The following is a 24,299-nucleotide window of genomic DNA, read 5'->3' on the forward strand; positions in this document are numbered from 1 at the left end:
TCTTGGGCAGGATCATGGGGAGGGATCGCGGGGAAGGAGCGATGGTCAGGAACGGCGGCCCCACACGGCGAGGCGCCGGCGTAGGGAGGCCGTCAGCATCGTGAGGAGCAGGCGTAGGGGGTTGATGCCCGCTGGGACCGGGGCGGGGTCACCTGAAAGCCGGGCTTCAAGGTTCGCGGCGAAGTCCGCCCCGAGGCGCTCGGCGAGGTCGCGCACGAGGCCGGGCCGCCCGAACTGCGCCAGCGGCCCCTTGAGGGTGTAGCCGACAGCGAGATCGATCCGGGCCGTACCGGGAGCCTCGCCCGATCCGACGCGGTAGCGGATTTCGCCTTGGGTGGCGGAGCGCCCGCCCGCGTCGCTGCCCGCGCCGAGGATGCGTCCCGTGCGGGTCGGTTCGTCCCGCGTAATCCGCGCGCGGCCGCCAAAGCGCGCCGAGATCGGCCCGATCCGCACCTGGAGGGCTCCCTCGACGAGATCCGGGGCCGGATGATTCGTCAGCACCGCTCCGGGCAGGCAGGCAGCCACGGCCTCCACATCACCGAACAGGGCGAAGACGGACTCGGGCGGGTGCGCCACGCTGAAGGCCTGGTCGAACCGGTGCGCCGGGACAAAGGCGGCGTCGAGATCGGCGAACGGCGGCGCTGCGGCCGCCCGAGCGACGGGCCGCGGGGACGTGGGTGCCACCTCCGCAGGGCCGGACGACGTGCCGAGGCGTGCCCCGACGGGCCCGAGACCGCGCTGCCCGCCGGTCGTCGGCGCGATGCCGCGGGCGCGACGCTCGGCGATGACGCTGCGTACCGCCCGGACGATGCCGACATAGCCGGTGCAGCGGCAGAGATTGCCCGAGAGGCCGGCGCGGATGCGGCGCTCGTCAGCGTCCGGCAGGCGCAGGACGAGGTCGCGTGCGGCGATGAGCATGCCAGGCGTGCAATAACCGCACTGCAGGGCGTGCTCGCGATTGAACGCCACCCGCAACTCGCCCGCGACCGGATCGTCGTCGAGCCCTTCGATGGTGGTGACGTCCGCGCCCGCGCAGGCCCCCGCGATGGTGAGGCAGGATCGGGCCGGTTCGCCGTCGAGCAGCACCGTGCAGGCCCCACAGACCCCGTGCTCGCAACCGAGATGTGTCCCGGTCAGATCAAGGGCGTCGCGCAGGACATCGCCGAGATGCGTGCGCGGCTCGGCCCGCAGGCTTCGGGTCCGGCCGTTGACGGTGAATTGAAGAGACAGGCGGTCGTCGTGGAACGGAGCCGATGCGGTGGTCATGCGGCCTCACTGACTGTGCGTGTGAGGGAGGGTGGCGCGGAGGCCGCCTGTGCGACGGCCCGCGCCAGCACGGTCACGTGGACGTGGCGCGCCACCGCATCGGACATCCCGGCATGGCGCATCAGCGCATCGGCCGCCCAGGCATCGAAGCACTCGCCAAAATCGGGGCCGATCCGGCCGCCGAACAAGTCGCGTGGCTCCGGGACCAGGAGGGGCGCGCGCTCGACGGCACCGATCACCACGCGGCCTCGCCCCGCGCCTGGCTCGATCCGAACGGCCCCTATTGCGTGGGCGAACTCACCGATCTTGGAGCAGTGCTTGACGTAGCCCCAGGCGGTGCCAGGGGTCAGCGCGGGAATCCGGACCGATACCAGCATCTCGCCGGGCGCCAGAGCCACGTCGAGGGCGCCGGTGACGAAGGTCTCCAGGGCCAGGCGGCGGCGTCCGGATGTCGAGGCCAGCTCGACCTCGGCGCCAAGCGCGATGAGCGACGTGACCCAGTCGGCGGCCGGATCGGCATGGACCAGGGAGCCGCCGATAGTGCCGCGGTTGCGCACCGGCCGGTAGGCGATGGCCATCGCCACCCGCGCCATGGCGCCGCCCGTGAGGTCGGGGACGCGCCCGTCCTCGATGTCGGCGTGGGTGACGCAGGCTCCAAGGACCAGGGTTTCGCCCTCGACCGAGGCGCGGCGGAGCTCCGGGATGGCCGTGATGTCGAGAACGAGGTCCGGCTCGACGAGGCGCAGGTTCAACATTGGTCCGAGGGATTGCCCCCCGGCCATCAACTTCACGCCGCTTTCGGCGGTGGCGAGGCGGGCGAGCAGGGCGGGCAGATCGCCGGGGCGCTCATAGGCGAAGCGGGCGGGTTTCATGCGGCCTCCCGGGTGCGGGCGGTGGCGGCCGCGCGGGCCTCCAGCACGGCCTCGACGATCCGATGCTGGCTCACCGGCGAATGCAGCATGGCGACGCCGAAGGGGCGCAGGGCGTCGTTGATGGCGTTGGCCAAGGCAGCCGGAGGCGCGATGGCTCCGCCCTCGCCGATGCCCTTGACGCCGAATTGCGTGTAGGGCGAGGGTGTCGCCATGTGGTCGATACGGGGTTCGGGCACCTCCGCCGGCCCCGGCAGGAGGTAGTCGGCGAAGGTCGAGGCAAGGGGCTGGCCCCGGGAATCGAAGTGCATTTCCTCGTAGAGGGCCGTGCCGATCCCCTGCGCGAGACCGCCGTAGATCTGGCCGTCGACAACCAGCGGATTTACCAGGGTGCCGCCATCCTCGACGATGACGTAATCGAGGATCTCCACCGCACCGAGATCGGGATCCACCGCGACGAGCGCCGCATGGGCCGCGTAGGAGAAGGTACCGGAATCACGTTGCGGCTTGTAGCCGGCGGTGACTTCGAGCCCGCCGGCATCGACGTCAAAGCTCAGATCCTGCGGGCGCCGGTACCAGGTGTGGGCGATCTGCGCGAGGCCGACATCACCCGAGGGGCCGACGACGCGGCCCGCCTCGAAGCGGCAGGCCCCCGGGTCGGCCTGGAGCAGGTGCGCGCCGATGCGGAGCGCCCGTTCGGCGAGTTCGCGACAGGCCGCCGCCACAGCGCCACCCGCCATCACCATGACGCGCGAACCCCAGGAGCCGGTGGAATAGGGCGTCATCGCGGTGTCGCCGTGAACGACCCGCGTGCGCGCCACCGGCACGCCGAGGATCTCGTGCGCGACTTGTGCCAGGGTCGTCTCCAGGCCCTGCCCGTGCGAATGGGCGCCGATGCGCAACTCGAGTCCGCCATCGGGGGTGAGGCGGGCGCCGGCCTGCTCGTGGCCCGGCACCATGGGGATGCCCCAGCCGGAATAGACCGAGGTGCCGTGCGCCGCCTGCTCACAGTAGATCGACAGGCCGAGCCCGATGCGACGCCCGTCCGCCTCGCCGGCTTGCTGGCGCTCGCGCACAGCGTCGACATCGATGGCCTTCAGTGCGCGGGCGAGCGCCTGGGGATAGTCGCCGCTGTCGAAATGCTTGGCCGTGATGTTGTCGAACGGCATCTGGTCGGCACGCACAAGGTTCTTTTCGCGCACCGTCCAGGGTTCGATCCCGGCCTCGGCCGCCACGGCGTCGAGGACTAACTCCATGGCGAAGCACACACCGGTCCGGGCGACCCCGCGATAGGGCAGGATCGGGCACTTGTTGGTGGCGACCGACCATGTCCGGCAGCGATAGGCCGGGAAATCGTAAGGTCCGGGCAGGATGCTCGCCACCTGCGCGGCCTCCAGGCAGGCGGAGAACGGGTAGGCCGAGTAGGCGCCGGAATCGACGGTGGCTTCGCAATCGATCCCCCGGAGGGTGCCGTCCCGTTCCGCGTAGGCCGTGATGCGGTAATGGTGCTCACGGCAATTGGCGTTGGCCGTGAGGTGCTCGCGCCGGTCTTCCAGCCAGCGCACGGGATGGCCGACGCGGAGCGCCAGCCAGGCGAGGCAGACGTCCTCGGCGAGCAGGATGGCCTTGTAGCCGAAGCCACCGCCGACGTCGGGCGAGACGATGCGCAGGCGCCCCTGCTCGATCCCGAGACATTCGGAAAGGCCGTTGCGCACGATGTGCGGCATCTGGCTCGCCGTGTGGACGACGAGTTGGTCCATGCGGTGATCGAGATGGACCACCGTTCCCCGCCCCTCGATGGGCGCCATGCACTGGCGACCCGTCGAGATGGTCCGCGAGACCTTGAGCGGGGCATCCAGCGCCGAGGCGAAGTTCACGTCGACCAGGGTTTCCAGGAAGACGTTGTCGCCCCAATGCTCGTGGACCAGGGCGGAATCCGGCGCACGGGCGGCGAGCATGTCGTGCACCGCCGGCAGTTCCTCAAGATCGAGTATGATGGCGGCGGCAATGTCCTCGGCCTCGGCGCGGGTGGGCGCGAGGCAGATCGCCAGCAATTCGCCGACCTGACGCACCTTCTCCTTGGCCAGGACCGGCTGTTCGGAAACCTTGAAGCCGGCGAGCCCCGAGACCGCCCGGATGGGGAGAACGCCATCGAGATCGGCCGCAGTGAACACCCGGTCGCGATACGCCTCCGGAACGTGGATCGCCCGGATACGGGCGTGAGCCAGGGGGCTGCGCACGAAGGCGACGTCCTGTAGGCCAGGCATGCGCAGGTCACCGACATACTGTCCGCGACCCCGCATCAGGCGATCGTCCTCCTTGCGGGGCAGGCGTGCGCCGACGCCCTCGGTGAGCCCGTTCGCGCCGCTCATGCCTGTTTCCCCTGAATAAGATCGAGGGCGGCGCGCACCAATGTGCCGCCGGGACGACGCAGTTCGTTCAGAATGGAAAAATGCTCGGCCCGCGCCACGGGGAGCAGCGGCCCTGGCGCATGGTGGGCGCTGCGCAGGGCGTGGAAGGCGCGCGCGTCGTGGACGAGGGCCGGGCGTTCGGCCGTGCCGTACGCGATAGCCAGGGGCTTCCCGACCACCGGCAGGCGCAGCGGAGAGAGTTCGGCAACCTGCGCATCCGTGAGCGAGAGGGCCTCGTTCAATCCGGTGTCGCGGATCGGCCCAAGTTCGTAGACGCCTGAAATGGCGAGCCCTGCCACCACAGCCGGGTGGTGCAGCTGCATCGCCGCGAGATGCGCCCCCGCCGACCAGCCGGCGAGCACCAGGGGACCGGCGATGCCGTGCGCCGGCCCGTGCGCGGCCAGCCAGTCGAGGGCGAGGCCGATCTCATCGACGATCCGGGTCAGGCTTGCCTCGGGCGCGAGGGTGTGGCCCGGCATCGCCACGGACCAGCCGGCGGCGGCGGTGCCTTCTGCGAAGCAGGCGAACAGCTCTCGGGAATTGCGCTGCCAGTAGCCGCCGTGGATGAAGACGAGACAGGGTGCGGCCGGGTCGGCGGCCGGGTAGAGGTCGAAGGCCGTGCGCGGGGCCGGCGCATAGGGAATGTCGAGCGCTCTCGGATACGCGGCGCGGTAGGCGGCGGAGGCCGTGTTGCGAAGGGCCGCCTGGGCGGCGGCATCGGGCACCGCCGCGTTGTTGTCGTAGGCGGCGTCGCGCGCCGCCCGGTCGAGGCGCGCCCAGTCGCTGCGGGGATCGGGAAGCAACGGGGATGAATCGGCACCCATGCAGGCGTCTCCTTGTCGGCTCGGGTCAGGCCGCGATTGCGCTGGGCAAGATCGGCGAGTCGGCGTCGAAGCGCTTGCCGGCGCGCAGGCAGAACGCCGGCTGCAGCAGGCGCTGGGCGATGACCTGCGTGTCCTCGTTGTCGCGAAGCAGGAAGCGGCCTCGATGGTCGTGCAGCACCGAGACGTCGGCGGAAAAGCCCGGTTTCAGGGCGCCGATCCGGTCTGACAGGCCCAGCATCTCGGCCGGATGCTTCGTCACCATGGGCACGACCTCTTCGAGGCTGAGGCCGAGCGCCATCATCGAGCTCATCGCCTGGGTCAGGCTGAAGCGGGCCTGTCCGAGGAAGGGATGGTTTTCGTCGTCGTGATGCTCATCGGGCGTGCCCGCCGGCCGCGGCACCTCGGTGTTGTAGCCGTGCATGTCGGCGCCGAGCGTGTAAGGCACGACGCCCGCCGGCAGCGACGCGCGGGCGACCCGATAGGAGAAATGGCTGCCGTGTCCGACATCGACCCGGAGGCCGGCATCCATCGCCGCGCGGATGATTGGGTGGACGACGCCCTCCTCGTTGATGAAGCCGCCTGGGTGCCTGGTGAACGGGTGCGCGAGGTAATCCCCGGGGCGCAGCAACGGAATCACCCGCTCCATGATGGTGTTGGCGTCTTCGCCTTTGGCGCCTCTCTCGGGCAGGCCCCAGAGCTGGCCGAAATGCACGTAAAGGGGGAGGTCCGCTCGGCGGCTGATCTCGGCCGCCATCTCCATGACCCGGATGCCCCAGCGGGCGAAGCCGCCGATCTCGGCATGGCCCTTGATGCCGCGCACGAGGTCGCGGTTCTCCACCGCCGACTTCACCGTCGCGTCGATATCGACTCCGTCGGGGCTGTAGAGATTCGGGTAGAAATGCCCTTCGAGGCCCCCGACCAGATAGGCCGAGAGGAAGGCGTAGATCCTAGTCTCGGACTTCTCTGCGACGAAGTGGCGGAAGCCCGGCAGCGTCATGCAGGAGGCGCCACCCTGGTCGATCACCGTGGTTACGCCCGAGCGCACGCCGACCATGTCGGGTGGCAGCCCGAACCGGCCGGTGACGTACTGGTAGACGTGGCCGTGCGTATCGATCATCCCCGGCAGGACGAGCTTGCCCGAGACATTCACGACCTCGGTGCCAGAGGACGGAACGATGCTGTCTGCGACGGCGGCGATGCGCCCATCGCGGATGGCAACGTCCTTGATGCCGTCGATGCCAGAAGCCGGGCAGATAACCCGTCCGCCGCGCAGCAGCATGTCGTAGTGTCCCTCGTCCATTCGGCGTCCTCCAGCGTTTCGCATCGGCCTGCGCACCACCGTAACGGGCAGATGCGAAGCATACTTCGCATCTGCCCGAAGCATGGTATGTGCCAGAGGCCGTTGGGATGCGGATCCCAGGGGAGGCACAGGACGCGGATGGACAAGATCGGGCTGGTCGAGGCTGAGACGATACGATCGACTGAGTGCGTTCAGGAGACCGGACGAACCTGGCCTTTGCCAGAACGGCCAGGTTTCCTGATGCGACGGCTGCATCAGATCCACGTGAGCCTTTTTTTCGAGCGTTGTGGCGCATTCCGCGTCACTCCGCTGCAATATAGTCTGCTCTCTCTGTTGGCAGAACGCGGTGAAGCCGATCAAACGACCTTGGCCAATTCGGTCGCCTTGGACCGGACGACGACGACGGGCGCCCTCAAACGCCTGGAGATGCGCGGATTCATCGAACGCTCACTGTCGCCGAGCGACCGGCGTGCCCAGTGCTGCCGCCCGACCCGGGCGGGACGCGACCTGCTTGAGCGCATGGAGGAGGCCGCACGAGCGGCCCACGACGCGACGCTTGAGCCGCTTGCGGGCGACGAGCGGGAGACACTGATCCGGCTGATGAAAAAAATCACCTTAGCTCATCAACAACGGCAACGCAGCGATGGTGTGGTAATTTGATTCAGTATTATTCGTAGCGGAATTTGTTCATCGAAAGGACGGCAGAATCCTTAGTCTAAAAAGTCTACATTCAACATCTCGTATGATAAACAAAGTGCAGAACGATTTAAAAGACAGGCTCTTAATTAGAAATGAAGGCGACGCGAGAGCCGTCTCTCCAGGAGCGGCATGACGTCCGCGCTGGGTCTCGAAATTGGGTCCTCCGTGATGTTACGTACTTAATGGACCCTCCCGTAGTACCTATACAAGAAGGAGTGATGTCCGCTTACGATCAGCTTCAGCGTTTGCCAGAACGGCGCCCCTGGGGTCGGGACTCGTCAGTGGGCTTTATGACCGGGGCAGGTGGTTTCGGACCTGTCCGGCTTGGGCGAGCACGATGCAATAAGCGGACGTTTGCTCGGGAAGCGAGGATTGGCCGCTACGCTTACCTGTCAGCCACTCGGCGTCCGCTCATGGCCGGGGACCGCGAAGCGCACCCCGGCAGGTTCCCTCTCGTCAAAGGCTCGGGTGCAAGGCGCGAACAGGGCTTACCCCCTCCAGCACTGATGCGGCGTACAGGATCGTGGTCTCCGCCTGCCAGCTACCCACCAGCTGTACGTTGATTGGCAGGCTCTCGCGGCTGGTTCCGAAGCGCATCGACAGGCCTGGCAGGCCCGTTACGTTCAAGGGTACCGTCGCACCTTGGAGGTAAGTCAGGTCGACGGTCTCGCCGTTGACGACGAGTTCGCTGATTCCGTGCCTATGCGCCGGGATGGGTAGCACCGGGGTTAGGAGGACGTCGTGATCTCGGAAGTAGGCGGCATAGCCGTCCCGGAGCCGCTCCGCCGCCTGCTCGGCCGCGATGTAATCGTCAATTGAAGTGTCAGGCAGCGACAGCATGGTTCTGGCCATCTTATAGATTTCGCTCTCAGGACGACCGGCAATCGCCTCTCGAAAGGCGGGCTTCATCTCCATGACGTGGAGCTTGTTGAACACGTCGAGGGCGAAGTCGTGCTCCAGCGCCGGGATGCGCACCTCCTCCACGTGATGCCCCTCGCCCTTGAGCGCCTCCGCCGCCGCCCGGACGGTCGCCGCGACCTCGGTGTCGATGGGACCGAAGCCCGGCCCGACCATCCAGCCGATGCGGAGCTTGCGGTCCGGCGCGCCGCCGATGCCGGCGTCCGAGCCGGCCGCGCTCGTGGCGAATGCGTCCAGGCCATCGGGCCCGGCGAGTTGCGAGAAGGCGAGGGCGAGATCGCGGATCGAGCGCGCCATCGGACCCACATGCCAGAAGCGGCGGGGGGCCCGCGGCCAGATGCCGGTCATTGGCACACGCCCGTGGGTGGCTTTCAGCGAAACGATGCCAGTCTGGGCGGCCGGGCCGCGCACCGAGATGGCGAGGTCGGTGCCGAGGCCTAGGGGCGACATGCCCGCCGCGATGGCTGCCGACTCGCCGCCGCTCGACCCACCCGGAGTGCGCTCAAGGTCCCAGGGGTTGTTCGAGCGGCCGGAGAGCAGGTTGTCGCTCTCGATCCAGTAGGAGAACTCCGGTAGGTTCGTCTTGGCGAGCAGGATGCCACCGGCCTTCTTCATGCGAGCCACGCTGGTCGCGTCGTCGTCGGGTGTGCGACCCTTGAAGATAGGCGAACCGCGCTGTGTCATCACGCCAGCGGTGTCTATGGAGTCCTTCACAGTGAAAGGTACGCCGTGCAGGGGACCGAGCTCCTCGCCGGCCATGATCGCGGCTTCGGCTTCCTTCGCGGCCTTCAGCGCACCTTCGTTGACGGTGACGATGGCGTTGACCTTGGGGTCGACCGCCGCGATGCGATCGAGGTGCGCCTGCACGACCTCGACCGGCGAGACCTGCCGGGTACGGATTAATTCGGCGAGCCGGGTCGCGTCCGAGAAAATGATGTCGGTGGTCATGGGCTGGGATCCTTCGAGGTCGCCGATGCGGGCGGATCGCCCTGGCTCGGCCGTGCGACGAGCATGGGTGGTGGGTGGGCGCCCCCGAAGGGCGCCCGCGTCCTCAGCGGTTCGCGAGGTGGGCGACGAGACGCTCGGCGGCGGGGCCGGAGGAGGCCGGGTTCTGGCCGGTGATGAGCAGGCCATCCGTCACGACGAAGGGTCCCCAGTCGGCTCCCTTGGCGTAGAGGCCTCCGTTCCGCTTGAGCTCGTCCTCGACCAGGAACGGAACCACCTGGGTGAGGCCGACGGCCTCCTCTTCGGTGTTCGTGAAGCCGGTGACGTTTCGGCCTGCGACGAGGGACTTCCCGCCGGCTGCCTTGGCATGGCGCAGGACGCCGGGGGCGTGACAGACCAGAGCGAGGGGCTTGCCGGCGGTGAGCGTCGTCTCGATCAGCCTGATCGAGGCCGGGTCCTCGGCGAGGTCCCAAAGCGGCCCGTGCCCGCCGGGATAGAATACGGCGTCGAAGCCCTCGTGGCCAACAGCATCGAGCCGGCCCGTCTCGGCCAGCACCGCCATGGCCGCCGCGTCGGCTTCGAAGCGACGCGTCGTGTCGGTCTGGAAGCTCGGCTCGGCGCTCTTCGGATCGAGCGGCGGGCGGCCGCCCTCGGGTGACACCAGGACCACCTCCGCACCGGCATCCTTGAACACGTAGTAGGGGGCCGCGAGCTCTTCCAGCCAGAAGCCGGTCTTCCGGCCGGTGTCGCCGAGCCGGTCATGCGAGGTCAGCACCATCAGGATCTTCATCGTCGTTCTCCGGGTCGTTTGCTGGGGTTGAGAAGAAATCTTCGCGTATCGGGCAGTTCGATGGGTCCGCGGGGCACCGTCCCAGGGAAGGTGGTCGACTTTATTCTAAGTAGACCGGTCGTCTTGTATATTGGCGTGACGAAGAGGTTGTTCAGGGCAAAGTTGGAACGCGATGTATCAAGTTGACCCGAAGCCGAGGATGCGCCGGGTCGTTCCAAAGGCGGCCTCGAACGGTGCGTCGGTCCGGACGATCTTGGCCATCAGGCTCGCACCGAGCCAGACATGGTACAGGTCCTCGGCGGTCGTATGCGGCTCGCTCTCGATCGTGAGAGAGCCCTCCGCCACGCCCGCCGCGATGGACCGCGACAGCCGATCGATGATCGCGGCCGTGCCGCCCTTGAGGGCGAGGCGCATCGGTTCGGACAGGTCCGAGACCTCCGCCGCAAGCTTCACCGCGAGGCACTTGCGCTGGTAGTCGATACTGCCCTGCGTGGCCTGCCATTTGCGCCAGTAGTTCATCAGGCGCTCGGCATGCCTCAGTCCTGGCTCGGCAAGTGTCGTATCGAGGTCGGCGAGATAGGTTTCGAAGTAGTCCGCCAGGAGGGCCTCGCCAAAAGCCTCCTTGGAGCCGAAGTAGTGGTAGAACGAACCTTTCGGCACGCCAGACAAAGTCAGAATTTCGTTGAGTCCGACCCCAGAGAACCCCTTCGCGCCGACAAGGCCGTAGGCGGTATCGAGGATCCCCTGGCGGGTGTCGGTATGTGCGGTGACGCGTGCCATGACGTTGAGATAGAACACATTAGACCGGTCGTCTAGATGCGTTTGCACTTTTGTCGGAGGGAGCAGGGGAGTACGTTGGGAAGCACGCGGTCTAAGGACGACACCGCCGCACATTTCCCGCTGGCGTCTGCTGTTCGGAAGCACGTTCATCGCTTGCTTCGACCGAATGGGGTCGGAAACGGACGGTTCAGCTCATGAACGGGCGGGCTACCGGACCCGAGGTTCATGTCGGAAATACCGTCGGATCTCCGATATCCGGTCTTATAGGACAAATATGTCGTTTAGGTGGATTTGAGCCTGTCCGATTGCGACTTGCCAAAGCGTTCAATTGGACATTGCCGTCATCTTCGTTCAAGCAACGACACAGATTCCTCTCCGGACCGAAAAATCGGTCGCTCACCGATCGACAAACTCCCTACAGCGCAACCCTTTCATTAATTTTTGCAACTATTATGGGCCGCAAGAGGCATAGGGTGGAACGAGACCGATGGGAGTTGTCGCAGGCAGCGATGGGGAAGCCAGGACAGTCCGGCTTTCTGAGGTGCTCGGGGCCTTGAGCCATGCTCTCGACCTGACGGAGGGTCAGCCTATTGGGCACTGCGTGCGCGCGACCTGGATCGGGATGCATATTGGTCGACAGATGGGCCTCCCTGAACACCAGCTCTGGGAGCTATACTACACGGTTATGATGAAAGATCTTGGTTGCTCCAGCAATGCAGCGCGGATCTGCGAACTGTATCTCTCTGATGATCTGAGTTTCAAGCGTGATTTCAAGACCGTTTCCGACAGTCTTCCGAAGGTCCTTGCCTTCGTTTTCGCCCATACGGGCCTCAAGGCCGGTCTAGCTGAGCGCTTCAAGGCGGTTCTCAACATCCTTCAGAACGGCGGCGAGATCGCTGATGATCTGATCCAGACCCGTTGCCAGCGAGGTGCCGAGATTGCAGCGCAGCTGCGTTTCCCTCCCACGGTCTGCGATGCGATTCACGCCCTTGACGAGCACTGGAACGGCAAGGGACGCCCGGATCGGCGAGCGGGGCCGGCGATCCCGATTTATGCCCGCATCGCGCTCTTGGCCCAGGTCATCGACGTTTTCCACACGGCGGTCGGACGGGAGGCCGCTTTGACCGAGGCGCGGGACCGCAGTGGCAGCTGGTTTGATCCTCATGCGGTGGCTTGCTTCGAGCAAGCGGCAGCGACGCCAGGCTTCTGGGAGATGTTGACTTCCGAGACCATCGAAGAGGCAGTTACCGCCCTTGAGCCGGTGCAGCGCGCCGTCGTGGTGGACGAGGATTACCTCGACGACATCGCTCGCGCCTTCGCCAAAGTTATCGACACAAAAAGTCCCTTCACGTCTGGGCATTCTGAGCGCGTGGCGGTTTACTCTGACCTGATCGCGGCGGAGCTTGGCTTCACATCCGAGCGGCGGCGCTGGCTACGCCGAGCGGCGCTGCTACACGACGTTGGAAAGCTCGGCGTCTCGAACTCCATCCTCGATAAGAATGGCAAGCTCGACGAGGAGGAGTGGCGGGACATGCGCAACCACGCCGTACTTTCCGAGGGGATCCTCACCCGAGTCGCCGCCTTCCGTGAACTGGCCCGTATCGGCGGCGCACACCACGAACGCCTCGATGGGCGTGGCTATCCGCGTGGCCTCGTAGCCGATGAGATCGAGCCGGAGACCCGTATCGTCTCGGTGGCGGATGTGTTCGACGCACTGACCGCCGACCGCCCCTACCGCAAGGCGATGCCCATCCCGAAGGCCCTAGACATCATGCGGGCCGACCTCGGCACTTCCTTCGACCCGGAGTGCTTCGCGGCCTTGGAACGGGCGCTCGCTGAGATCGAGGGGGATCTCGCTCAAGCGGCATAAGCTGCGCCGCCCCTCGGCGATCTTTTCGGTTACCGGGCTGGGACCACAGCACCAACTCCACCATTGATGACCTTGCCACGACGAGGCGAGGCATTGTGTGCCGATAGAACGATGCCCGTGCGCACCACCCGACCCATGGCGGCTGAACCCAGAGCACGCAGACACAGCGAGGTGAGGATGCGAGGGAGCATGATTTGGGCGTCCTGACGGAAGAATTTGGGAGGCGTGAACCGTTGAAACAGTCGCCTGCAACTCGGTTCCTCGAAGATGCAGTGCGGGACGGTATATGCTGATAGGAATTTCGGTCGCATTTTATGCAACCTGAGTTTTCGCCTTCTGGTCGTGAGGCTTTGACGCCGCACCTGCTCCATTCGAACACCGCTGCTGCCCCCTGCTTCTGGGGTCGGTGCGAACAAGCATCAAACTCAAGGTCGGGCTCGTCCACCAGCGCCGATGGGCGACCCGGGACGAGGCCCGACGCGACCTGTCCGCCTACATCGAGGGCTACTACAATCGGCAGCACATTCACTCGGCCCTCGGTTACATCACACCCGAGCAGGCCGAGCGGAACGCGAGCTAAACCCACGTCCGTCGAAACGGGGGAGGATCACGACCCGATGCAACGGAAACGAAGGACGCGGACATGGATGACGACGCGTCTACCCGCAACCGGTAGGTCGGACAGGGTACGCACGTAGCGGCTATGGATTCGAGACGAGGGCTGATTGCAGCCTGGGCACGGGGCCAAGGCGTCGACCGGCCGGGCTGTAATGGTCAGCCCAGTGCCCACCTCGACATGATCAATGACAAGGCCGCGCGGAAATACGGAACTGGGATGCAGGCTGCGAGACATAGCAGGATCTCCGACGGCGAAAGCCGAGATCCATCAACTCGCCTGCACTAAAAGTGAGTCAGACCCAAAGTTCGACGCCGATCCAGGGTCAATGTTCACAACGCTGTTTGACAGATCGGGGTTTTAGGAAGGGTCGTCCCCCGCCGGGTGTCGGGCCAGATCAGTCTCTGGCTCAGGGCGACACCCCGGCCAATCAAGGGTCTACCCTCCGCATCCCGGATCGTCTCGAAGCCGGTCATGCGAGCGGCCGACCCGCCAACCGGCGCACGATCCTGCGGAGCCACGCGACTTGCGTGGCGCGGGCTCGCAATCTGTCGCGCGCCGTCATCAGGACCGTTGCGAAGCGACCACGGGCGGTAATGGCCTCGTCGTAGCGGACCAGCGGCATCAGGGCGTTGGCCCAATCGTCCTTGTAGGCCTCCTCGCCGACGGTAAAGTCGAAAACCCGCAGGCCGTCGTCGAAGGCCTGGCGCAGCAGAGTCTCGGTCATGAGGCGTCCGGTACTGAAACGGCGCCAGCCGTCCGCCTCCCATCCGATCAGGAGGAGATAGAAGCGGCTGCGATAGACGAGGCCGAGATGCGCTGCCACGGCCGTGCCCGAGACGTTGAGCGAACTCCCGTGGATTCGCCCCTCCGGAAGGTCGATCCGAGCCATGGCGTCGTAGAAATCGGAGAAGGCCGGGACGGCGAACCAATCCTTGGAGTGGGTCTCACGCCATCGCCGCGACTTCATCCGCTTCAGCGAGACGATAAGCGCCCGCATGCCGGCGTCATCGTCGGCGACGACGAAGGCAATGGGTCCCACTTCGGCGAGTCGGCGGCGACAGCGCTGCGTGTCGGCCCAGAATCTCGGGCGCAGGGTCCCTGTCAGCGCTTCGTATCTGTCCGGGAACGTCACGCTTCGCGCTTGCCCGGCAGCGTTGACGCCCGGCAAAAGGGCGAGGGGATTGGGCACCCGCTCCCCGACCGCTCCCTCGGGCGGGTCCAGGGTCACGGGCATCCGTGTCAGGCAAACGACGTCGTGGGACGGCAGGGCGGCAGTGATCCGGCGCCACAGAGCTTGCACGGCCGTGGCGTCGAGGCTGCGGGCGAAGTCGGGATCGATAGCGGGCGCGTTGTAGTCGGTGACGATCCCACCGAGAAATTCCAACGTGCGCAAGCCGTTCCGCCGAGTGATGCCGAGGGGCAGGACCATTTGGATGCGCGCATCCGCCATTACGACGATGGCGGGTTCTATGTGAGCCTGTGCGCCGAAGGTATCGGCCCAGGCCTGGAGCCAAGCGTGACGCGCGAAGGCGTAGCCCGCCAGGCCGGGCGTCTCGAGATCCGTGGCAGCGGCGCGCACCGACGGATAGATGCGGAGGGTCAACTCGTCCATCAGCGATGCCCCTTCGGCATTGTCCATCAAAGCAGCTTGCCGGCGACCTGCGCGACCTTGAGCCGGCGCGCGCCCGTATCGGGAGCGTTGCGCAGGCGCGCGACCGCCCAGAGGGCGCCGACCAGCCTGAGTTGCACCAGACCATGCGGCGACCGGGGCGGTCGCGGCGCACGTACAGGTCGTAATCCTCGCCCCCCGAGCGACTGAGGCGCGGATCGAACGGGTCGGCCTCGGGAAGACAGGTATTGCGCCGCAGAAGCGAGTTGCCGGTGCCGATCCAGCGGTCGCTCGCCTGCGCGTCGTAGCCGATACCGAAGGCGGTGCCGCTGGGCTGAGGGGGCCGGCGTTCGTAGGTGCGGCCGCCAGCCGTCAGGCGGCGGACTTTTGCTCCCCCCAATGCCGATATCCATCGACGATCACTGATGCTCCGCCTCGCGAAAAGGCGTCCTGCTGATCGACGGTTTTGCCGTAACAGCAGGAACGCTGGCGGCGATGGATTCATCGGATGGGCCTGACCGACAGACGCCCGACCGCAGACTGATCGCAACGCCGCACGCGATCGTGGGCCCGCATGTTCAGCACCTCCAACGTTCGGGCTCGATCCCATAGGGGCGCTCGGGACTGAGCCGTGAATCGTACCAACGGCTAGCAAGCAGTCGCTCCTCGAGCCCAGCCAACAGGCCTGTCCGGTCGACTGGAAGAATGAGGCCGGGTGCCGGTTTCCACACCGTTCGTAGGTAAGGCGTGACCGCAACGAACCGGGCGTTGTGGACCGCGTCGAGTCCGAGACGAATCATGAGCTCGTCGGAGGTCAGGGCGTCGCCGCTCGTGCGGAGGACCCGTTGCAGGGCCGAGATCCGGATGACGACGTTGGTCGGTGCGGCAACGTCGACACAGCGCTGGGTATGGATCTGCCCGTGATAGGAGCCGTCGAACGTCCGGCCGAGATTTGGGTCGAGCACCGTCCCGTCCGGGCAAAAGAACGCCCCGGACCACGTGATGAGGGTTCCCGTGGCATCGGTGAGCAGACCCGAGGCGACGTCGAGGCGCTCGTCCCACAGGGCGAGGGCCGAGAGCTCCAGCAGATCGACCTCAACGGGCGACGCCCCGGTATGCAGGTACAGCCATTCGGCGTCCGTGCTCGCAGCGGCCCGCAACACAGCCCCGCCGTCTCGCCAAGCCTCCTCGACACAGAGATTCATGACGCTGTCGAGGGTGCGCCGTGGTCTCAGCGACCACATGCCGGTGTGCTGGCCGCTCTCGTTCGAACGCACGGCGACATCGCCCGACCGCCCGCGTGCCTCGACCAACCGATCGAGGACGAACTTCTGTGAGGCCACCGCTGCAGGCTTGTCCCCGGTCTCCGCCGAGGCCGTCGACCCGGGATTGATCCGCCAAGCGTAGAGCAGTTCCGGCACATGCACGGGCTCATGCCCGACGGCCCAGGCCCGGCCGATGGCATCCCAATCGTGGCACCAGGTCGCGCGATCATCGCTGTACGCGTCGATCTCGACGAGGAAGTCGCGCCGCCAAGCCATGAGATGGGTCTGATAGCAGCAGTTCGCAGACAGAAACGGATCGAAGGCGGGTTTGAAGAACGGGCTCGCCTTGGCGGAGGCGGGATTGGACTTGAACTCGTCCGAGTAGAACACCCGTGCCTCGGGGAAGCGCTCGATCCAGTGCGCCATCACCTGGAGCGCGTCGATGGTGAGGTAGTCGTCGGCGTCGAGGGGTACGAGGATCTCGCCCTCGGCCGCGGCGAGCCAGGTCCGGTTGGCGCCGGCGATGCCGGCGTTCGCCTCGTGCCGGATCACCCGGGCATGGCCCGCGGCCTCGACCTTGGCGAGCCAAATCAAGGTATCCTGCCGGGTCGATCCGTCGTCGACGATGACGATCTCGCGGTTGGTGTAGGTCTGCAATAGGCAGGATTGCAGCATTTCCTCCAGGAAGGCGGCCGGCTGGTCGTAGACTGGCACGCAGAGCGTGAACCGGATCGCGCCGGAGGTTGGGTAATGTCGGATGCGCCAGGCGATATGGCGATCAAGCCAATTCTCGAACGCGGCCGGGTCCGTCTCGACGGGGGCCCGCTCGGGCCGAAGCAGCACACGGTAGGTCGGATCGCGCTGGTCGAAGCCTGGGTTGAAGTACGGGTCGCGCAAGCCCGGCCAGCGGGCGTAGAGCGCTTCCTTCTCGCAGCGATAGGTGCCGGTCTTCGAGGCACTCTCGTAATGATAGACCCGCACGCCCGGATCGACGACGCAGGTGCGGCCGGATTCGCGCAGGCGCAAGCAGAAATCGACGTCGTTGTAGTTGAGCGGGAAGCGCTCGTCGAAGCCGCCGAGCGCCTGATAATCGGCGCGGCGCACGATGGCCATGGCCCCGGTGACGCCGAACACCTCGCGCCGACACTGCAGGAGATTGCCCGTGGCGCCGGCATGGCTCGGGGCGACGAACAGCCCCGCGTGTGAGGGCCCCTGTTCGAGGAGGATCACCCCGTTGTGCTGAACGGTGCCGTTCTCGAACAGGCAAAGGGGGCCGATCATGCCGACGTCCGGATGGGCAAGCAGGAAGGCGACGAGTTCCTCGCCGCCGCGCGCCGTCACGGCCTCGACGTCGTCGTTCAGCAGGCAAACGAATTCACCCTCGGCGGCTGCGACGCCGATGTTGAGTTTCCGCGCGATGTTGAGGGAGCGGTCCTCGTAGTGCACCAGGCGAATACCCGGCGTCTCGGCGAGTTGCGCGTTCTGCTCATCGGAAAGATCGCCGTTGTGGACGATCACGTATTCCCGGTTCGGATAGAACTCCGTGTTCTCGAAGCTCCGGACGCAGTTCAGGATCAGATTGATGCGCCGGTCCCGCACCATCCGGGACCCCGCCCCCGTGGGAATCACGTAGGACAGAAGTGGTGCCGCGGCCGGCAGGGTGTAGTGCGTGCGCCAGAATCCATCTCCGAAGCCGGGCGAGACGGACGCCTCCGGATCGCGCTGCCGGGCGAATTCGAGGAGCGACGCCTCCTGGCGCCCGACGCTGTAGGATTTCGTCGTCATCGACGTCGCCGTCGAGGTCGGCGACGCGCGCCAGACGTAGCCGATCACCGGCACGTGGATCGCCTTCTCGACATGGCGGGAGGCGCGCAGGACGAAGTCGTAATCCTGAGTGCCGTCGAAGTCCGGCCGGAACGCGCCCACGGTCGCGAGAAAGTCCCGGCGGTAGACGGAAAGGTGAGAGAGATACATGGTGTTCTCAAGAAGAACCGGCGACCAGCCGGGCTTCAGAACCACGTCGTAGAGTTCACCCGTGTCAGAGATCTTGCACTCGTCGGTGTAGACGAGGTCCGCTTCGGGCTCGGCCTCGATCGCCTTCCAGATCGCCTCGAAGACGGTACGCGGCAGCAGGTCGTCGTGGTCGACCAGCGCCACATGCGTCCCGTCGGCCTCGGCGATGGCGCGATTCGTGCCGCCGGCAATGCCGAGGTTGCGCTCGGCGAACACCACGGTGACGCGGGGATCCGCGGCCGCGATCCGGCGCAGGGTTCGCAGCGTATCGGGCCGCTCGGATCCGTTGTCGACGATGATCCAGCGCCAGCCGACGTAGCTCTGATTGAGCAGGGTCTGAAAGAGTTCCTGGAGATAGGAAGGCTCGGTGTTGAAGGCCGGCGTCACCACGCTGGGGCGAAAGGCCGGGTCCGACAGGCCGGCGGTGGCCTCTGAACGGGTGGGCTCGCACAGGTCGCGCAGACTGAGTTGCTGACCGATCCCGCGGGGGTTCAGGGGTGCCTCACGTCCCTCCAGGGTTCCTGTCCGCAACCAATGCACGAGGGGGTTGATCGCGCTGGCGCGGACATCGGGGTAGCGCTCCAGGTAGGTTTGGCCGTGGAAGAACAGCGACGGCTCGCGCTCCTGAAGGTGCCCGCTCGTGAGGTAATGGGCAATGGGATCCATGCCGTCGGCGGCGACGTCGGGATAGGTGCGCAGATAATAGCCGACATCGAACAGGCCGCTTCGGGCGACGAGTTCATAATCGGAGGCGATACCAGCACCGGGCGGTAGGGCGCCGCGCAATGGTGGCCGCCGCCCCTCGACGAGGCCGACGCGTACCCAATGCACCAGGGGTGCGGTATCCACAGCATCGGGATAACGGGCGTGGTAGCCACGTCCGTCGAAGAATTCCGACGGCTCGCGTCCCTCACGAAAACCCGAAGTGACGTAATGTGCCACCGGATCGAACCCAGCCGCGGCGACGTCAGGATTTTCGCGTAAGTAGTAGGACCGGTCGAACAATCCGCTGCGCACTGCAACGTCATAGTCCGAGCCGATCCCGGCTCCGACGTCGGTCAGGGCGCGGATCGGTGCGTCGCGACCTTCACCCAGCCCGATACGCAACCAGTGAATCAGGGGCGCGATATCGGCGAGGCCTACGTCAGGGTAGCGCGCGCGGTAACCACGTCCGTCGAAGTACCCCGATGGCTCACGATTCTCGCGAAAGCCTGAAGTTAAGTAATGTGCGACGGGATCGAGGCCAGCCTCCGCCACATCTCGATTCTCCCGTAAGTAGTACGCTCGATCGAACAAACCACTTTGGATCGCGATGTAGTAATCGGAGCCGCTTTCCGGCTCGGCTATCCCGCTGTGGAATGGAGCATCGCGGCCTTCGGCCAAACCTATGCGCAACCAATGAATCAGGGGCGCAGTGTCTGCGAGCCCAACGTCGGGGTAGCGGGCGCTGTAACCACACCCGTCGAAGAACCCAGACGGCTCTCGGTTCTCTCGAAAACCGGAAGCGAGGTAGTGAACCACCGGATCGAGACCGGCTTCGGCAACATCCTTGTTCTGCGAAAGATAGTATGCACGATCGAACAGCCCACTTCCGTTTGCCAGGGCATAATCGGAGTCGTGACCTGGGCTCGGTAGGACGTGGATCGGTGGATGACGCCCCTCCGTACGACCGATACGAAGCCAATGGACGAGCGGGGACATGGCTCCCGCCGCCACATCGGGGTAGCGTGCACTATAGCCACGTCCGTCGAAGAACGCGGACGGTTCACGATTCTCGCGATAACCTCCCGTCAGGTAGTGCGCCACCGGATCCAAACCGGCCTCGGCAACGTCGGCGTTCTGCGTGAGATAGTATGCCTCATCGAACCAGCCGCTGCGGGCCACAAGATCATAATCGGACCCAGGACCGTGCTGTCCTGACGGGCCAACGGCTACGGGTGCGGAACGGCCTTCGTCGTGACCAACTCGCAACCAATGCACCAGTGGATTCACGCCGGCCGCTGCGATCTCGGGATGCCGGGCGAGATACGCGGCGCCGTCGAAGAATGCCGAGGGCTGAAGCCCATCCGCATGGTCGCTATGCAGGTAGTGAGCGACGGGATCCAACCCGGCTGCGGCCACTTCCGGATAGGTTCTTAAGTAGAACGCGGCATCGAACAGGCCGCTACGGGCGACAAGATCGTAATCGGTCCCGGGGCTGACGCCTTCGCTACTTCGGATCGGTGCAAAACGGCCTTCGTGAAGTCCAACGCGCATCCAATGGACGAGCGGGGCGAGATTGCTTGAGCGGACGTCAGGATAACGTTCAGCGTAGGTCTGGCCGTCAAAAAATTCAGACGGCTCCCGTCCTTCAGAGAAGCCGTTAGTGATGTAATGGAGGATCGGATCCATGCCGATGTCCGCGACATCGGGATTCGCCCTCCGATAGTAGCCGACGTCGAACATCCCGCTCTGGGCAACAAGCGCGTAATCGGTACCCGGCCGCGCAAGGGTCGGAGCGGTGCGGACGGGCGCTACGCGTCCCTCGGCGCTACCGAGGCGCAACCAATGGACCAGAGGATTGATGCGCGCGTCGCGAACGTCTCCGTTCTCGGTGCGATAGCGGGTTCCATCGAAGAATGCCGATGGTTCGCGTCCGTCGAGATATCCGAATTGGAGATAATGGACGATGGGATCTTCCCCGGAGGCAGCAACGTCCGGATTGGCCGCGAGATAGTAGCCAATATCGAAAAGACCGCTGCGGGCGACCAAGGCGTAATCCGACCGGACTTCACCAGAGATCGGTGACCGACCCATGCGTACGGGGGCCGGCCTCCCTTCAGCTGCACCCGAGCGCAACCAATGAACGAGAGGGTTGATACCCTCGCTCTTGATCGCGGGGTCCGCCTCCCGGTAACCCGTACCATCGAAGAACGCTGAGGGTTCACGCCCCTCGACGAAGCCGATGGTGAGATAATGATGGATCGGATCCGCCCCATTCTCGGCGACATCCGGGTTCTCACGGAGATAGTAGCCCCGATCAAACAACCCGCTGCGTGCAAGCAGATCGTAGTCGGATTGAATCGAGAGGTTGCTGTCGTGTCGCGTGCGGGTGCCGAACAAGGCTTTGATTGATTTCATTACGTCAGAATGTCCAGCAGTCGCACGGTTGAACTTCCAGCCGCCGGGACCCGCCTGCCCCCGAACAACCAGCAATGACGATACCCCTACGGCATCGTGACGATTCCGCGGGATGGAATGGCACCCCCGCGCCGATCGATCCCACATCCTTCCCCAAGCAGGCGTGGCCGCAGCCTAATGCATAGGCATTTTTCATCGTCCGTCGGTTGTCAAGCAAAACGCGGCGCTCACTTCTCTGGGGGTACAGGGTGGGTCACGCCAGAATCAATGGCCTTATGACCATACAGTCACGTAGCCGACCTCGCATCCGTCACCGCGGTCACCGATTTTCGCCATCGCGCATATCGAGGATACGCGTGCGGCCGTCATCCACAGACGCATCGTGCGATCGCCTGTCCGCGACGGAGACCGTGTCGGCCTTCGGCAGAACGGGCGCAGAGGGCGGTGCGAGATCCAGCCCGAGGAAGTAGCGGGCGAAACCGATCCGAGCGGCTTCCGCGTCGGGAAACGGGCCAAGCGCACCGAGCCCACCAATCTCTTCGATGATCACATAGAGCCCATCGGCACGCTGTTCGTGACGCCAGTTCTCGTGAAACAGATCACCTGCCATCGCCCCAATCCTTTCTGCCCTCACGCGGCGCAGCCTCCCTGCAGGTTCGAAGCTCCCTGCTCCTCACCTCAAGAGGCAGAGAAAAGGACCGAGGCGGCTGCGCTTCCGCCCCTGCATACAGGGTGGTCATATCGGTATCCGTTCGCTCGGCACGGCGCCGGGCAGGACCATTCGTCCTGAGACCCATGCCGGTCCACCGCGATCGAGGTGAGCAGCGATGACGCCCCACAGCGTCAACGGTAAACTCAGTCCGGCATCGGCGGCGCTTCCGCGGGATCGAACATCGGATCGCGCGGTTCCGGCGCTGCCTGCTCGCGGACACGACGACGCGGAGTCGGACCCGTCGTACAATTGCTGCAGATGGACGAGGTAGCCCGACGAACGCGATCGTCGAAGGCTTTCTCGCGGACCTTGCGCTCGGCCTCGGCGCGATCACGCCGTGCCTGCGCTTCCTCCGATGACGTGGACGGCGCGTCCGGCGTGGCGGTTTCGAGCCGAGGCGCGGACGGCCTCGGCTTATGAGGACTTGGATCGGGTTGCGCCGAAGCACCCAAGGGTAAGCCTGTCAGCAGGCCCGCGACCAGAAGGACAGCACGCATTTCCGTAAACCTCACGCTGCCGGGACCCGTAGCATATCGGACATTCGGCGTCGCCGAGAGGCCGGCATAAACCGCCGCGCATCGGCAAGACTTGCCGGGGTGCGGCGCCGTACGGGACGAACGATACGACCTAAGCCCTTGATTTTCCGAGACAACACCGACGGCATACGGATTGCTGACTTAGGTATAACCGATCTCGCGGACCCCAAGGCCGACCATGGACATTTTCAGTGCGCTACAAACCGCGGTGTCGGGCCTCCAGGCCCAGTCGTACTCGCTGAACAACATCTCGGGCAACATCGCCAACTCGCAGACAACCGGGTTCAAGCGGGTCGACACGAACTTCGTCGACATGATCGCCGAGCAGCCGCTGAACAAGCAGGTCTCCGGCTCCGTCGGCGCCTTTTCGCGGCTGACCAACACCATTCAGGGCGGCCTCGTCTCCACCGGAATCGACACCAACATGGCGCTCAGCGGCAAGGGGTTCTTCACCGTCCAGACCAAGACCGGCGACGCGGCGGGTCAGGCCGGGTTCTCGACGACCCAATACTATACGCGGCGCGGCGACTTTAAATCCGACAATCAGGGCTACTTGGTGAACGGTGCCGGCGGCTACGTCACGGGTCAGAATTTCGACCCGCGAACGGGGGCGACCACGGGCACGGGACCGATCCAGATCTCGACGGCGTCCCTAGCGGCCAAGGCGACAAAGAGCATCGCGTACGCGGCCAACCTGCCGATGACGCCGTCCACCAAGAACGCGTCGGCGGCGACCGCCGGATCAGAACTCCTCACCAAGCTGAGCTCCGGAACCGCGTATGGGGCGGTCACCGCCGATCCGACACCGGCCAAGCTCGGGAACCCGATCAAGGGCAGCGATGCGAATAAGTTCATGGACGACACCCTGTCGGGCGGCTCACTGACCGCCTACACCGAGACCGGCGCTCCGATGACGGTGCAGCTGCGTTGGGCCAAGGTGCAGAACGCCACGACGGCAACGGCCGCTGCCGGAACGGGCACCACCGGAGCGGCGGCGGGCGGAACGACCACGGCCGCCACCGGCGGGAAAGATGTCTGGAACCTGTTCTACCTTGGCAACTCGAAGGCGACCGACACCCAGGACGCATGGCAGAACGTTGGCCAGGCGTTCACCTTCGAGGGTGGCCAGCTCAAGTCGCCCGCCTCTCCCGCGATCACAGATCTAACCGTGGATGGGGTCAAGCTGACGGATGTCAAACTCAACATCGCCGCCGGCGGCCTCACCCAGTATGCCGCCAGCGAGGGCACAGTCCGCACGGACACGCTTCAGCAGGATGGCTATGCCTCCGGCACCCTGACCTCGCTGTCGGTCACGAGCGACGGCAAGATCACCGGTACCTATTCGAACGGCAATTCCGCCGCCCTCGCGCAGGTCGGCATCGTTCAATTCAAGGATCCGGACTCCCTGAAGGGCGACACCAACGGCAACTATACGCAGACCCTCGGCTCCGGCGCACCGATCACCGGCCTCAACGGATCGTCCGTCGTGGGTGGCGAGATCGAACAGTCGAACACCGACATCGCCGCCGAGTTCTCGAAAATGATCGTCACGCAGCAGGCCTACTCAGCCAACACCCGCGTGATGTCGACGGCACAGACCATGATGAGCGACCTGATCAATATCATTCGCTAACATCGATGTTAAGATAAAAACGAAACATCAACCATTCAAGTCATCTTTCTAGGAACGCCGCCCCTGCGAACGTTTTCTGCCCCACTTTCCAGAGCAGATTAGGAACGCAAGGGGCACCCG

14 protein-coding genes and 2 pseudogenes are annotated in these 24,299 nt (G+C 65.4%); 4 read left to right on the forward strand and 12 right to left on the reverse strand.

The features are described 5' to 3' along the window. Nucleotides 1-45 precede the first annotated feature (45 nt). From ASF22_RS11980 to ASF22_RS12000, 5 genes are read right to left on the reverse strand one after another with little or no spacing between them, the layout of a single operon-like run. On the reverse strand, nucleotides 46-1,266 hold the full coding sequence (locus ASF22_RS11980) for a 2Fe-2S iron-sulfur cluster-binding protein (RefSeq protein WP_056264499.1): 1,221 nt from the start codon (nucleotides 1,264-1,266) through the stop codon (nucleotides 46-48). Continuing rightward, on the reverse strand, nucleotides 1,263-2,138 hold the full coding sequence (locus ASF22_RS11985; RefSeq protein ID WP_056264502.1) for an FAD binding domain-containing protein: 876 nt from the start codon (nucleotides 2,136-2,138) through the stop codon (nucleotides 1,263-1,265). The genes ASF22_RS11980 and ASF22_RS11985 overlap by 4 nt, the downstream gene beginning before the upstream one ends. Beyond that, nucleotides 2,135-4,507, reverse strand: coding sequence for a xanthine dehydrogenase family protein molybdopterin-binding subunit (locus ASF22_RS11990; protein ID WP_056264505.1), 2,373 nt, complete (start codon nucleotides 4,505-4,507; stop codon nucleotides 2,135-2,137). Before ASF22_RS11990 ends, ASF22_RS11985 begins: the two co-directional genes overlap by 4 nt. Further along, nucleotides 4,504-5,370, reverse strand: a complete 867-nt coding sequence (locus tag ASF22_RS11995; RefSeq protein WP_056264506.1) for an alpha/beta hydrolase — start codon at nucleotides 5,368-5,370, stop codon at nucleotides 4,504-4,506. The genes ASF22_RS11990 and ASF22_RS11995 overlap by 4 nt, the downstream gene beginning before the upstream one ends. Before the next feature lie 25 nt (nucleotides 5,371-5,395). After that, entirely contained in the window at nucleotides 5,396-6,670 is a 1,275-nt protein-coding gene (locus tag ASF22_RS12000; protein WP_056264507.1) for an amidohydrolase/deacetylase family metallohydrolase, read from the reverse strand. Nucleotides 6,671-6,808: 138 nt separating this feature from the next. On the opposite strand from ASF22_RS12000, the gene ASF22_RS12005 reads away from it, so the two are divergent. Further along, a complete protein-coding gene (locus ASF22_RS12005) occupies nucleotides 6,809-7,330 on the forward strand; it encodes a MarR family transcriptional regulator (protein WP_082483661.1) in 522 nt (173 codons plus the stop codon). Nucleotides 7,331-7,825: 495 nt separating this feature from the next. Here ASF22_RS12005 and ASF22_RS12010 read toward each other — a convergent pair whose 3' ends face one another. The 3 genes from ASF22_RS12010 to ASF22_RS12020 form a co-directional block, all read right to left on the reverse strand. After that, nucleotides 7,826-9,235: an amidase gene (locus ASF22_RS12010; protein ID WP_056264511.1), complete on the reverse strand. Its 1,410-nt coding sequence runs from the start codon at nucleotides 9,233-9,235 to the stop codon at nucleotides 7,826-7,828. A gap of 103 nt (nucleotides 9,236-9,338) precedes the next feature. Further along, the gene (locus tag ASF22_RS12015; RefSeq protein ID WP_056264513.1) at nucleotides 9,339-10,022 is read right to left on the reverse strand and encodes a type 1 glutamine amidotransferase domain-containing protein; all 684 of its coding nucleotides are present in this window, start codon (nucleotides 10,020-10,022) and stop codon (nucleotides 9,339-9,341) included. Between the two features lie 177 nt (nucleotides 10,023-10,199). Beyond that, nucleotides 10,200-10,802, reverse strand: coding sequence for a TetR/AcrR family transcriptional regulator (locus ASF22_RS12020; protein ID WP_056264562.1), 603 nt, complete (start codon nucleotides 10,800-10,802; stop codon nucleotides 10,200-10,202). Nucleotides 10,803-11,289: 487 nt separating this feature from the next. Between ASF22_RS12020 and ASF22_RS12025 the strand changes: the two genes are divergently transcribed. Both ASF22_RS12025 and ASF22_RS23790 read left to right on the forward strand, forming a co-directional pair. Continuing rightward, a complete protein-coding gene (locus tag ASF22_RS12025) occupies nucleotides 11,290-12,672 on the forward strand; it encodes an HD-GYP domain-containing protein (protein WP_056264519.1) in 1,383 nt (460 codons plus the stop codon). Nucleotides 12,673-13,096: 424 nt separating this feature from the next. Beyond that, a pseudogene (locus ASF22_RS23790) lies at nucleotides 13,097-13,252 on the forward strand (IS3 family transposase); the annotation flags it as partial. A 33-nt stretch (nucleotides 13,253-13,285) separates the two neighbouring features. Here the strand turns inward: ASF22_RS23790 and ASF22_RS23035 are convergent. From ASF22_RS23035 to ASF22_RS12050, 4 genes and pseudogenes are all read right to left on the reverse strand, one after another. Next, nucleotides 13,286-13,525, reverse strand: a pseudogene (locus ASF22_RS23035) (transposase family protein); the annotation flags it as partial. 235 nt (nucleotides 13,526-13,760) lie between these two features. Then, nucleotides 13,761-14,903, reverse strand: coding sequence for a GNAT family N-acetyltransferase (locus ASF22_RS12035; protein ID WP_056264528.1), 1,143 nt, complete (start codon nucleotides 14,901-14,903; stop codon nucleotides 13,761-13,763). 575 nt (nucleotides 14,904-15,478) lie between these two features. Further along, nucleotides 15,479-19,435: a glycosyltransferase gene (locus tag ASF22_RS23040; protein ID WP_162239554.1), complete on the reverse strand. Its 3,957-nt coding sequence runs from the start codon at nucleotides 19,433-19,435 to the stop codon at nucleotides 15,479-15,481. Nucleotides 19,436-21,617: 2,182 nt separating this feature from the next. Beyond that, nucleotides 21,618-21,908, reverse strand: coding sequence for a hypothetical protein (locus tag ASF22_RS12050; RefSeq protein WP_056174657.1), 291 nt, complete (start codon nucleotides 21,906-21,908; stop codon nucleotides 21,618-21,620). 816 nt (nucleotides 21,909-22,724) lie between these two features. On the opposite strand from ASF22_RS12050, the gene ASF22_RS12055 reads away from it, so the two are divergent. Next, nucleotides 22,725-24,179 (forward strand): flagellar hook-basal body complex protein, encoded by a 1,455-nt coding sequence (locus tag ASF22_RS12055; protein ID WP_056264537.1) that lies wholly within the window; start codon nucleotides 22,725-22,727, stop codon nucleotides 24,177-24,179. Nucleotides 24,180-24,299: the final 120 nt, after the last annotated feature.

This window comes from Methylobacterium sp. Leaf87 (assembly GCF_001422775.1).
Lineage (GTDB): Bacteria > Pseudomonadota > Alphaproteobacteria > Rhizobiales > Beijerinckiaceae > Methylobacterium.

Bases quoted from the DNA above. Each gene is read 5' to 3' on its own strand.
- ASF22_RS11980 (WP_056264499.1), bottom strand. From the start codon at position 1,266: ATGACCACCGCATCGGCTCCGTTCCACGACGACCGCCTGTCTCTTCAA.
- ASF22_RS11985 (WP_056264502.1), bottom strand. From the start codon at position 2,138: ATGAAACCCGCCCGCTTCGCCTATGAGCGCCCCGGCGATCTGCCCGCC.
- ASF22_RS11990 (WP_056264505.1), bottom strand. From the start codon at position 4,507: ATGAGCGGCGCGAACGGGCTCACCGAGGGCGTCGGCGCACGCCTGCCC.
- ASF22_RS11995 (WP_056264506.1), bottom strand. From the start codon at position 5,370: ATGGGTGCCGATTCATCCCCGTTGCTTCCCGATCCCCGCAGCGACTGG.
- ASF22_RS12000 (WP_056264507.1), bottom strand. From the start codon at position 6,670: ATGGACGAGGGACACTACGACATGCTGCTGCGCGGCGGACGGGTTATC.
- ASF22_RS12005 (WP_082483661.1), top strand. From the start codon at position 6,809: ATGGACAAGATCGGGCTGGTCGAGGCTGAGACGATACGATCGACTGAG.
- ASF22_RS12010 (WP_056264511.1), bottom strand. From the start codon at position 9,235: ATGACCACCGACATCATTTTCTCGGACGCGACCCGGCTCGCCGAATTA.
- ASF22_RS12015 (WP_056264513.1), bottom strand. From the start codon at position 10,022: ATGAAGATCCTGATGGTGCTGACCTCGCATGACCGGCTCGGCGACACC.
- ASF22_RS12020 (WP_056264562.1), bottom strand. From the start codon at position 10,802: ATGGCACGCGTCACCGCACATACCGACACCCGCCAGGGGATCCTCGAT.
- ASF22_RS12025 (WP_056264519.1), top strand. From the start codon at position 11,290: ATGGGAGTTGTCGCAGGCAGCGATGGGGAAGCCAGGACAGTCCGGCTT.
- ASF22_RS12035 (WP_056264528.1), bottom strand. From the start codon at position 14,903: ATGGACGAGTTGACCCTCCGCATCTATCCGTCGGTGCGCGCCGCTGCC.
- ASF22_RS12050 (WP_056174657.1), bottom strand. From the start codon at position 21,908: ATGGCAGGTGATCTGTTTCACGAGAACTGGCGTCACGAACAGCGTGCC.
- ASF22_RS12055 (WP_056264537.1), top strand. From the start codon at position 22,725: ATGGACATTTTCAGTGCGCTACAAACCGCGGTGTCGGGCCTCCAGGCC.